A 10023-nucleotide genomic window follows, 5' to 3' on the forward strand; every position below is an offset into this window, starting at 1 on the left:
GTTGACGCGTGACCCTGCCGACCTCGGAGCTCTCAGAGTTCGACTCCCTCGCCAGCCAGCTGCCGCCGTGCGACTTCACGGTCTTCGGCGGCACCGGAGACCTGGCCCTGCGCAAGATCCTCCCCGCCCTCTACCAGCGCGAGCGCGAGCAGCACCTCGACGACGCGACCCGGGTGATCGGGGTGAGCCGGACCGACTTCGACGACGCCGGCTACCGCGACCTCGTCGCCGCCTCGCTGCGCGAGCACGTGCCCGCCGCCGACCTCGACCAGGCCGTCGTGCAGCGCCTGCTCGACCGCGTCCACCACCTGACCCTGGACGCCGAGGACGGCGAGCACTGGGACCAGCTGCACGCGGTGCTCAAGACGGCCCCGCGGGCGGAGCAGACGGTGCGAGTCTTCTACCTCGCCGTCGCCCCCGCCCTGTTCGGCCCCATCTGCGAACGCCTCCAGGACATCGACGTGGTCGACGAGGCCTCGCGCGTGGTGATGGAGAAGCCGATCGGCACCGACCTCGCCTCGGCCCGGCGGATCAACGAGGCCGTCGGCCGGGTCTTCACCGAGACCCAGATCTTCCGGATCGACCACTACCTCGGCAAGGAGAGCGTCCAGAACCTCCTCGTCACCCGGTTCGCCAACACCTTCCTCGAGCCGCTGTGGAACTCGCGTTGGGTCGACCACGTGCAGATCACGGTCGCCGAGACCCTCGGGGTCGGTGAGCGCGGCGGCTACTACGACGGCTCCGGCGCGCTGCGCGACATGGTGCAGAACCATCTGCTGCAGCTGCTCTGCCTCGTGGCGATGGAGCCTCCGACGTACGTCGGTCGCGAGACGGTGCGCGACGAGAAGCTCAAGGTCCTCCAGGCCCTCAAGCCGATGCAGCCCGCCGACGTCGACCGCGACACGGTGCGCGGCCGGTACGGCTCGGGCCTGGTCGACGGCGCGGCCGTGGCGTCGTACACCGACGACCTGGGGCACCCGGGCAGCAGCACCGAGACCTTCGTGGCGATCCGCGCCGAGGTGCAGAACTGGCGCTGGGCCGGGGTGCCGTTCTACCTGCGCACGGGCAAGCGGATGGACCGCCGGGTCTCGGAGATCGTGGTGGTCTTCAAGGAGCCGCCGCACGCGATGTTCCCGCACAGCGAGGGAGCGGTCGGTCCCAACCGGCTGCACATCCAGGTCCAGCCCGACGAGGGCATGAAGCTGCACATGACGGCCAAGGAGCCCGGCCCCGGCGGGATCCGGCTGCGGCCGGTCTCGCTGGACCTCAGCTATGCGACGACTTTCACCCAACGCTCGCCAGATGCCTACGAACGCCTCATCATGGACGTAGTACGCGGCAATCCAACGCTCTTCATGCGTCGTGACGAGGTCGAGGCGGCCTGGACGTGGGTGGAGCCGATCCTCCAGCGGTGGGCAGAGTCGCCCGACCGACGACCGAAGCGTTACCCGGCCGGCACCAGCGGGCCGACCGCCGCCGCCACGCTCCTCGAGCGAGACGGCCGCCACTGGCAGGAGTCCGACGAATGAGTTCTTCCACCGTCCCCCCGGCACCCACGCTGCACCCGGTCCTGGCCGAGGTCACCGCCCGCCTGGTCGAGCGCAGCGCGAAGCCACGCGCCGCCTACCTGCGCCGGGTGAGGGCCTCCGACGAGAAGGGGCCGGCGCGCGGCAAGCTCGGCTGCGCCAACCTGGCCCACGGGTTCGCCTCCGCCGACGTCGCGGACAAGAAGGTCCTGCGCGGCGGCACCAAGCCCAACCTGGCGATCGTGACCAGCTACAACGACATGCTCTCGGCCCACCAGCCGTACGTCGACTATCCGCCGGTCCTCAAGAAGGCCGCGATCCGCGCCGGCGGCATCGCGCAGGTCGCCGGCGGCGTGCCGGCCATGTGCGACGGCGTCACCCAGGGCCGCGCGGGCATGCAGCTCTCGCTCTACAGCCGCGACGTGATCGCGATGTCGGCGGCGATCGCGCTCAGCCACGACATGTTCGACGGCGCCCTGATGCTCGGCGTGTGCGACAAGATCGTGCCCGGGCTGCTGATCGGCGCCCTGTCGTTCGGCCACCTGCCGACCGTGTTCGTGCCCGCCGGTCCGATGGAGTCGGGCCTGCCCAACAAGGAGAAGGCGCGGGTGCGCCAGCTCCACGCCGAGGGCAAGGTCGGCCGCGACGAGCTCCTCGAGGCCGAGGCCGCGTCGTACCACTCGCGCGGCACGTGCACGTTCTACGGCACCGCCAACTCCAACCAGCTGCTGATGGAGATGCTCGGGCTGCACCTGCCGGGCTCGTCGTTCGTCAATCCCGGTACGGCGTTGCGCTCCGCGCTGACCGAGGCCGCCGCCGCTCAGGCCGTCGCGATCACCCACGCCGGCGGGTCGCCGACACCCATCGGCGAGCTGGTCGACGAGAAGGCGATCGTCAACGCCTGCGTGGGTCTGCTCGCCTCCGGCGGGTCGACCAACCACACGCTGCACCTGGTCGCGATCGCGCGAGCGGCCGGCGTACAGCTCACGTGGCAGGACCTGTCCGACCTGTCGGCCGTCGTGCCGCTGCTGTGCCGGATCTACCCCAACGGCTCGGCCGACGTGAACCACTTCCACGCCGCCGGCGGGATCGGCTACCTCATCCGCACGCTGCTCGACAACGGACTGCTGCACGAGGACGTGCAGACGATCATGGGTCCGGGCCTGCGCCGCTACACGAAGGAGCCGGTGCTGCGTGACGGTGCCGTCGAGTGGGTCGACGGGACCCCCACCTCGCTGGACCTCGACGTGCTGCGACCGGTCGAGGAGCCCTTCGCCCCCGACGGCGGCATGCGCGTGCTCACCGGCCCGCTCGGTACGGCGGTCATCAAGACGTCGGCGGTCAAGCAGGAGCACCGCGTCGTGCGCGCGCCGGCGATCGTCTTCGACGACCAGGCCGACTTCCTCACCGCCTTCGGCGAGGGCGAGCTCGACGGCAAGGACCTGGTCGCGGTGATCTGCTACCAGGGTCCGTCTGCCAACGGGATGCCCGAGCTGCACAAGCTCACCCCGGCCCTCGGTGTGCTCCAGGACCGCGGCCAGCACGTCGCGATCGTCACCGACGGACGGATGTCCGGCGCATCGGGCAAGGTCCCCGCCGCCATCCACGTCACGCCCGAGGCCGCGATGGGAGGCCCGCTCGCACGGGTCCGCGACGGCGACATCGTGGTGGTCGACGCCGAGCGCGGCGTGCTCGAGCTGGAGGGCGTGACCGACTTCGCGCACCGCGCCCCCACCGGGCGCGCGCCCGAGGGCGAGGAGTGGGCCGACACCGGCCGCATCCTGTTCGCGGCGTTCCGCGCCACCGTCGGTCCCGCCGACCAGGGCGCCAGCATCTTCCCCGCCGACGCCCTGGCCGGCGGCCCGGCGGTTCCCGTCCCCGACCAGCCCACGCAGGAGGCCTCCGTTGTCCAACACGTCTGAGTCCGTCGCACCACTGTCCGGGCCCGACGGCGGGGCCGCCTCGCTGCTCGACGTCGTGCCCGTGATGCCGGTCGTGCTCGTCGACCGGGTCGAGGACGCCGTCCCGCTCGCTCGCGCGCTGGTCGCCGGCGGGCTGCCCGCGATCGAGCTCACGCTGCGCACCCCGGTCGCGCTGGAGGCGATCAGCGTGATCGCCTCCGAGGTGCCCGAGATCGTCCTCGGCGCCGGCACCATCGTCGATGCCCGTCAGGCCGACATGGCCGTCGCCGCGGGGGCGCGCTTCCTGGTCTCGCCCGGCGCGACGCCGGGTCTGCTCGCCGCGATGACCTCGACCGGCGTGCCCTTCCTGCCCGGGACCGCCACGGTCTCCGAGGTGATCGCCGTCCTGGAGGCCGGCGTGACGGAGATGAAGTTCTTCCCGGCCGAGGCGGCAGGTGGGGCGGCCTACCTGAAGTCCATCGCCTCGCCCGTGCCTGCCGCCCGGTTCTGCCCGACGGGCGGGATCACGGCGGCGAGCGCTCCGTCGTACCTCTCCCTGCCCAACGTCGGTTGCGTCGGCGGCTCCTGGCTGACGCCGGCCGACGCGATCGCCGCCGGCGACTGGGGCCGGATCACCGAGCTCGCGGCCGCGGCCGCGGCGCTGAGGCCGGCCGCCTGACCTCACCCGGACGTGATCAGACGGGCCTCGGTCAGACTGGGGCCGTGGATGCACCAACGACGCCCCGCGGATCGACACCCGCGCGCAGCCGGCTGATCGCCCGGATCATGGACGACGCGGTGACGGTGCCGGGGACCCGGATCGGGATCGGCCTGGACTCGGTGATCGGGCTGGTGCCCGGGGTCGGCGACCTCGCCGGCTCGGCGATCTCCGGCATCGTCGTGTACGACGCCGTCCAGGCGCGGGTGCCCGTGCCGACGTTGGCGCGGATGGGCTGGAACATCCTCCTCGACGCCCTGCTCGGGCTCGTCCCGGTCGCCGGCGACCTCGCCGACGTGGCGCACCGCGCCTCGCGCAAGAACGTGCGCCTGCTCGAGGCCGCCGTCGCACAGCACCCCGACGCCGGACCACCGACCGCCGGCTACCTGGCTGCGGCCCTCGGGCTCGTCGTACTGCCTCTGGTGCTCGCGGTGGTCGTCGGCGTCGTGGTGCTCGTGCTGCTGGTGCGCGCGGTCCTCTAGCCGGCCGCCCGAGCCCGCGGAGGAGGCGAGCTACAGGTTGCGCCAGCGCGGCTTCTGCTTGAACGCGAACGCCGTCACGCCCTCGCTCGTGTCGCGGGAGACGAGCAGCTTGTCCAGCGCGTCGCTCGGCGCCTCCAGGGCGTCGACCGGGTCGGCGTGCGCGCGGGCCTCCTCCATCACCTGCAGCGAGATCCGCACCGACGTCGGCGAGCTCTCCATCAGCTCGTCGGCCAGCTCGCGCGCAGCGGCCAGCGCCGAGCCCGTGGGCACCACCCGGTTGACCAGGCCCCAGCGCTGCGCCTCCTCGACGCCCATCCGCCGACCGGTCAGGATCAGCTCGTTGGCCAGGTGGGGCGGGACGACGCGCGGCAGCCGGACGAGTCCGCCCATCGCGGCGACCAGGCCGACCTTCACCTCGGTGAGCGCGACCTGGGCCTGCTCCTCGGCCACCACCAGGTGGCAGGCGAGGGCGAGCTCGAAGCCGCCGCCGAAGGCGTGGCCGTTGAGGGCGGCGATGATCGGCTTGTCGACCCCACGACGCGAGGTGAGTCCGCCGAAGCCGGTCCTCGGCATCCACAGGGCACCGCCAGCGGCGGTGTGGAGCAGGTCGTTGCCGGCGCAGAACGCACCCTTGCCGTCCTCGCCCGGGGCGCCGGTGATGATCGCGACCCACAGGTCGCGGTCGGCGAGGTAGGCGTCGAGCACCTCCTCCATCTCGAGGCTGGAGTCCGGCGTCAGCGCGTTGCGCACGTGCGGGCGGTTGATCGTGACCTCCAGGACGTGACCGCGCCGCTCGACCACCACGTGCTCGTAGCTCTCCCGGAAGCCGACCGGCCGGGTCGGGACCAGCTCGGACATCCGCTCCTCGCTGATCGCCACCCGGTTGCCCTGCGGCACCGAGCGCACGAACACCCTGGCGCCATGGGCGTTCTCGCCCAGCAGCAGGGCGATCAGCTCGCCGCCGTCGGCCCCGCCGTCGAGGTCGTTGGCCAGGAAGCGGCGACCGTCGTCGAGGAGCCCGACGACCACCGTACGCGTCGGCTCGCCGCCGACGTACTGCACCGTCCAGGTCTCGATCGTCGCCCAGCCGTCGGCCTCGTGCGCGACGAGATGGTCGGGCACGGCGTCCAGCTCGGCCTGGAGCCGGACGTCGTCGCCCGCCTGCCAGACGCCGGGCGCGGTCGAGTAGACCCCCACGGAGTACTTGCTGAGCGTGCCGCCGTTGGCGCCGACCAGCCCGAAGGCCCCCGGCGTCGCGCGGCACAGCTCGACCGTCTCCGCGATCGCGTGGAGCGAGTAGGAGTTGCCGGGACCGCCGAAGAACGGCAGGCCACCGGTCACCGTGAGGCCGCGCGGGTCGTCGTGCGCCAGGCCCAGGCCGTCGGCGACGATCGAGACGGCGACCGGGAAGCACGAGTACAGGTCGTACGTCGCCACGTCGGCCAGCCCGATGCCGGCCATCTCCAACGCCGCACCGACCGCGGTCACGGCCGGTGTCGCGACGCTCAGGTCGGTACGGCGCATCAGCTCGCGGTCGCGCAGGTCGCTGTGGCCGCGCAGGTAGACCCACTTCTCCCGCGGGATCCCGAGCTCGGCCGCGACCCGCTCGGAGGTCAGCACCAGCGCCGCCGACTGGTTGACCTTGTCGCGCGAGACGACGGCCTTGGGGTAGGGGTCGACGATCATCCGGTTGGCGTCGGTGGCGGTGACGATCTCCTCGGCCGTCCGCGCCTCGCGCACGGCGGCGTGCGGGTGCTCGGCGGCCTTCGCCGAGAACGGTGCGAAGAGGGTGCCCATCTCGTCGGCCAGCTGGGCGCGGGTGAGCCCGAGCCGCGAGCGCCGCGCGTGCTCGAAGAGGGCGTACTGCGTCGGGGCGTCCACGAGACCGTGCCCGGCCTGGTAGCGCGTGGTGATGCCCTCGAGCCCCGCCCCCCTGTCCCCGTCGCTGCCCGTCACGGTCTCGCTGAGGTCGGGCCTGTCCTCGCCTCGGGCGAGGTCGAGCACGGTGGAGATCGCCTCGGAGCCCGCGATCACGCCGACCGTGACGGCGCCGGACGCGATCTCTGCGCACAGCTCGGTGACGAGGTGCTGCGGCGACTGGCCGCCGGAGACCTCGTAGATCACCCGCTCGGGGTAGAGACCGACGCGGCCGGCCACCGAGCGCGGGAAGTTGTCGGAGCGCCCCAGCGGCGCGGGCATCCCGGGGAACGACTCGTCGAACTGGCGGGTGCAGGCGACGACGTCGATCCGCCCACACACGCCCGCGTCCGCGCCCGTGTCGTCGAGCGCGAGACCGACCGCGCGCGCCGCCAGGTCGACCGGCGACAGCGCCTCGTAGGCCTCCTCGCCCAGCCGCTCCGACCACTGTGCGGCACCCACCAGGATCGGGACGTCCACCGATCCGTCCACCGAAGCACTCATCCGCGCGGCTCCACGAGGATCTTGGCGTGCGCCTCGGGGTTGCCGAGGTCCTCGAAGGCCTGCGCCACGCCGTCGAGCCCGACGGTGCCGGTGACCAAGGGGGTCGGGTCGACCTTGCCGTCGGCCAGCAGGTGCAACGACTCGCGGAACTCCGCCGGCGTGTAGCCGAGCACGAAGCGCAGGTCGACCTCCTTGTTGATCGCGATCGACGGACGGATCCGGTCCTCGCCCATGCAGACACCGACCACGACGACGCGCGCGTAGACGGGGGCCGCGGCGATCACGCCGTCGAGGATCCCGGGCACGCCGACGCACTCGAAGATCACCGGCCCCTTCGGGGTCGCGCCGGCGACCTCGGCAGCGCGGAAGACGTGCTGCCACGGGAGGAACGGCACCGCGCGCAGCTTCTCCATGCTGCCGACGGCCAGCTCCAGCAGGCCCGGTGCGTCGAGGAACTTCTCGTCGTAGACCTCGTACGGCGACTGCTCGCCCGGGTCGACGACGACGTCGGCGCCCATCTGCTCGGCCAGCGCCCGGCGTCCGGGCGAGAAGTCGCTGGCGACCACCCGGCGTACGCCCTGGGCCTTGAGCATCGCGATCACGCCGAGCCCGATCGGGCCGCACCCGATGACGATCGCGACCTGGCCCTTGGCGACCTGCCCCCGTCGTACGGCGTGCAGCGCGACGCCCATCGGCTCGGTGAGAGCGGCCGTCGTCGGGGAGAGCCCGTTGGGGATCGCGAACGTCAGCGCCTCCTGCACGAGCACCTGCTCGGCGTACCCACCCGGAGCCTTCGAGGTCAGCCCGGTGAGCTGGACGCCGTCCTGGCGAGCAGCGGCCCGCAGGATGGGCATCGCGACGACCGGCGTGCCCTCGGCTGTCTTGGCGCCCTCGCCGGCCGCGCGCACGGTCCCGGAGAACTCGTGGCCCATCACGACCGCGTCGCCGGAGCGCATGAAGTCCTCGTAGCCGGCCGCGGACGCCGCGTCGGCCATGTCGTCACAATGCCGACGGGCGTGGAGGTCGGAGCCGCAGATGCCGCACGCGACGACGTCGAGCACGAGCTGGCCCTTGCCGGGCACGGGGTCCGGCACGTCGCGGACCTCCAGGTCGCCGGCCTGGCAGACGAGCGCCTTCATCAGTCGGTGACCCGCAGCTGGTCGAAGATGCTCGGTGGCAGGTCGAAGAGCGGCTCCCGGGTGAGCTCGGCGCGCGCCAGGGTCGTCAGGTGCGCCTCGTCGGGACCGTCGAAGAGCCGCATCGCTCGGTGCCAGCCGTAGAGCATCGACAGCGGCGTGGCGTCGGTGACGCCCGCGCCCCCGTGGAGCTGGATGGCGCGGTCGATGACCGAGCAGACCGCCCGGGGTACGGCGATCTTGGCCGCCCCGATGAGGTGGCGCGCGGCCTTGTTGCCCTCGCTGTCGACGACGTACGCCGCGTGGTGGCACAACGCCCGTGCCTGCTCGAGCTCGACGCGCGACTCCGCGATCCGTTCGCGCACCGCGGACTGCTCGGCCAGAGCTCCACCGAAGGCGGTGCGCTGCTGGGCGCGGTTGACCATCATCAGCAGGGCCCGCTCACCGGCCCCGAGCGCGCGCATCACGTGGTGGATCCGGCCCGGACCGAGTCGAGCCTGCGCGGCCGCGAAGCCGCCACCCTCCTCACCGAGGATGTTGGTGACCGGGATCCGTACGTCGGTGAACTCGACCTCGCAGTGACCGTGCTGGTCCTGGCGACCGAAGACCGGCAGCGAGCGCTGGATGTCGACGCCGGGGGTGTCGACCGGCACGATCACCATCGACTGCTGGCGGTGGGTCGCTGCCTCCGGGTCGGTCTTGCCCATCACGATCAGCACGGCGCACCGCGGGTCGGCCGCACCGGAGATCCACCACTTGCGGCCGTTGATGACGTACTCGTCGCCGTCGCGCTCGATGCGGGTCTCGATGTTGGTCGCGTCGCTGCTGGCGACCCGGGGCTCGGTCATGGCGAAGGCGGAGCGGATCCGACCGTCCATCAGCGGCTCGAGCCACTGCTGCTGCTGCTCCTCGTTGCCGATCAGGTGCAGCAGCTCCATGTTGCCGGTGTCGGGTGCCGCGCAGTTGATGGCCTCCGGTGCCAGCTCGAGGCTCCAGCCCGAGAGCTCGGCGATCGGGGCGTACTCGAGCTGGGTGAGGCCGCTGGCGTGCGGCAGGAAGAGGTTCCACAGGCCTCGCTCGCGTGCCTTGGTCTTGAGCTCCTCGATCACCGGCGGCACGGTGTGGTCGCCCGGACGCTGCTGCGCCGTCTCGTGCCGGAACGTCTCGTAGGACGCCTCGGAGGGCAGGACGTCCTCACGCAGGAACGCGAGCATCGCGTCGTAGTGCCGCTGCGCGGCCTCGCTGGGGGCAGGGTAGGCGGGGTACATCCCCGAGGGCCCGTAGCTCATGTGGCGACTCTCCTGGTGACTCGGTGTCGGCCGACCTCGCGGCGCCGGCGGCTGGGTGATCGAGTGGATCGATCGGCTCGTGGGACGTGTCGATCCCCTGGGCACTATGTCAGGCGCGGCGGCCACACCCGCCCCGGGCGGGGAGAGCGTCCGTCCGGCGTCGGCACTGGTCTGTACCTGTCGGTAACACGGGCGTCCATGCACCCGGAACGTCCAGACATCGGCCGCCGAACGGCGTAGGTTGGCGGCCGTGACCAAGCGGGACGCCCCTGGGGCTGGGGAGACCGGGTACTCCGGCGACTCCGAGCGCCCGATGGACGCGACGGGTCCCGGCGAGGCCAGTGACGAGACCCCGCGGACCGAGGGTCGTGCCGCCTCGCTCCTGGACCGCTGGCAGGCGCACCACGACGAGCAGCAGTCGGACGTCGACGACGAGACAGCCGACGCCGCGAGCGGCACAGACGTGGCAGCCGGCGACGCGAGCGGCTCCGCGCCCGACGGCGACGGCGACGGCGACGGCGACGGCGACGGCGACGGCGACGGCGACGGC

8 protein-coding genes are annotated in these 10023 nt (G+C 72.5%); 5 read left to right on the forward strand and 3 right to left on the reverse strand.

All coding sequences use genetic code 11. The features are described from left to right. Positions 1–8 precede the first annotated feature (8 nt). Genes zwf through Q1K33_RS14810 form a run of 4 tightly spaced genes read left to right on the forward strand, consistent with a single transcriptional unit; the run spans position 9 to position 4627 of the window. Positions 9–1529 (forward strand): glucose-6-phosphate dehydrogenase, encoded by a 1521-nt coding sequence (gene zwf / locus Q1K33_RS14795; protein ID WP_300405288.1) that lies wholly within the window; start codon positions 9–11, stop codon positions 1527–1529. A 29-nt stretch (positions 1530–1558) separates the two neighbouring features. Continuing rightward, positions 1559–3448, forward strand: a complete 1890-nt coding sequence (edd, locus tag Q1K33_RS14800; RefSeq protein ID WP_363319728.1) for a phosphogluconate dehydratase — start codon at positions 1559–1561, stop codon at positions 3446–3448. After that, positions 3432–4106, forward strand: a complete 675-nt coding sequence (gene eda, locus Q1K33_RS14805) for a bifunctional 4-hydroxy-2-oxoglutarate aldolase/2-dehydro-3-deoxy-phosphogluconate aldolase (protein ID WP_300405290.1) — start codon at positions 3432–3434, stop codon at positions 4104–4106. The genes edd and eda overlap by 17 nt, the downstream gene beginning before the upstream one ends. A gap of 44 nt (positions 4107–4150) precedes the next feature. Continuing rightward, positions 4151–4627 (forward strand): DUF4112 domain-containing protein, encoded by a 477-nt coding sequence (locus Q1K33_RS14810; RefSeq protein WP_300405291.1) that lies wholly within the window; start codon positions 4151–4153, stop codon positions 4625–4627. 30 nt (positions 4628–4657) lie between these two features. Here the strand turns inward: Q1K33_RS14810 and Q1K33_RS14815 are convergent, their stop codons facing one another. The 3 genes from Q1K33_RS14815 to Q1K33_RS14825 are packed head-to-tail and all read right to left on the reverse strand — an operon-like array spanning position 4658 to position 9473. Continuing rightward, positions 4658–7048 (reverse strand): enoyl-CoA hydratase-related protein, encoded by a 2391-nt coding sequence (locus tag Q1K33_RS14815; protein ID WP_300405292.1) that lies wholly within the window; start codon positions 7046–7048, stop codon positions 4658–4660. Further along, positions 7045–8187: a zinc-binding dehydrogenase gene (locus tag Q1K33_RS14820; RefSeq protein WP_300405293.1), complete on the reverse strand. Its 1143-nt coding sequence runs from the start codon at positions 8185–8187 to the stop codon at positions 7045–7047. Before Q1K33_RS14820 ends, Q1K33_RS14815 begins: the two co-directional genes overlap by 4 nt. Then, the gene (locus Q1K33_RS14825) at positions 8187–9473 is read right to left on the reverse strand and encodes an acyl-CoA dehydrogenase family protein (RefSeq protein WP_300405294.1); all 1287 of its coding nucleotides are present in this window, start codon (positions 9471–9473) and stop codon (positions 8187–8189) included. Before Q1K33_RS14825 ends, Q1K33_RS14820 begins: the two co-directional genes overlap by 1 nt. Before the next feature lie 250 nt (positions 9474–9723). Here Q1K33_RS14825 and Q1K33_RS14830 point away from each other — a divergent pair. Continuing rightward, a partial coding sequence (locus Q1K33_RS14830) for a hypothetical protein (protein ID WP_300405295.1) occupies positions 9724–10023 on the forward strand: 300 nt, incomplete at its 3' end.

This window comes from Nocardioides sp., from assembly GCF_029937575.1.
Lineage (GTDB): Bacteria > Actinomycetota > Actinomycetes > Propionibacteriales > Nocardioidaceae > Nocardioides.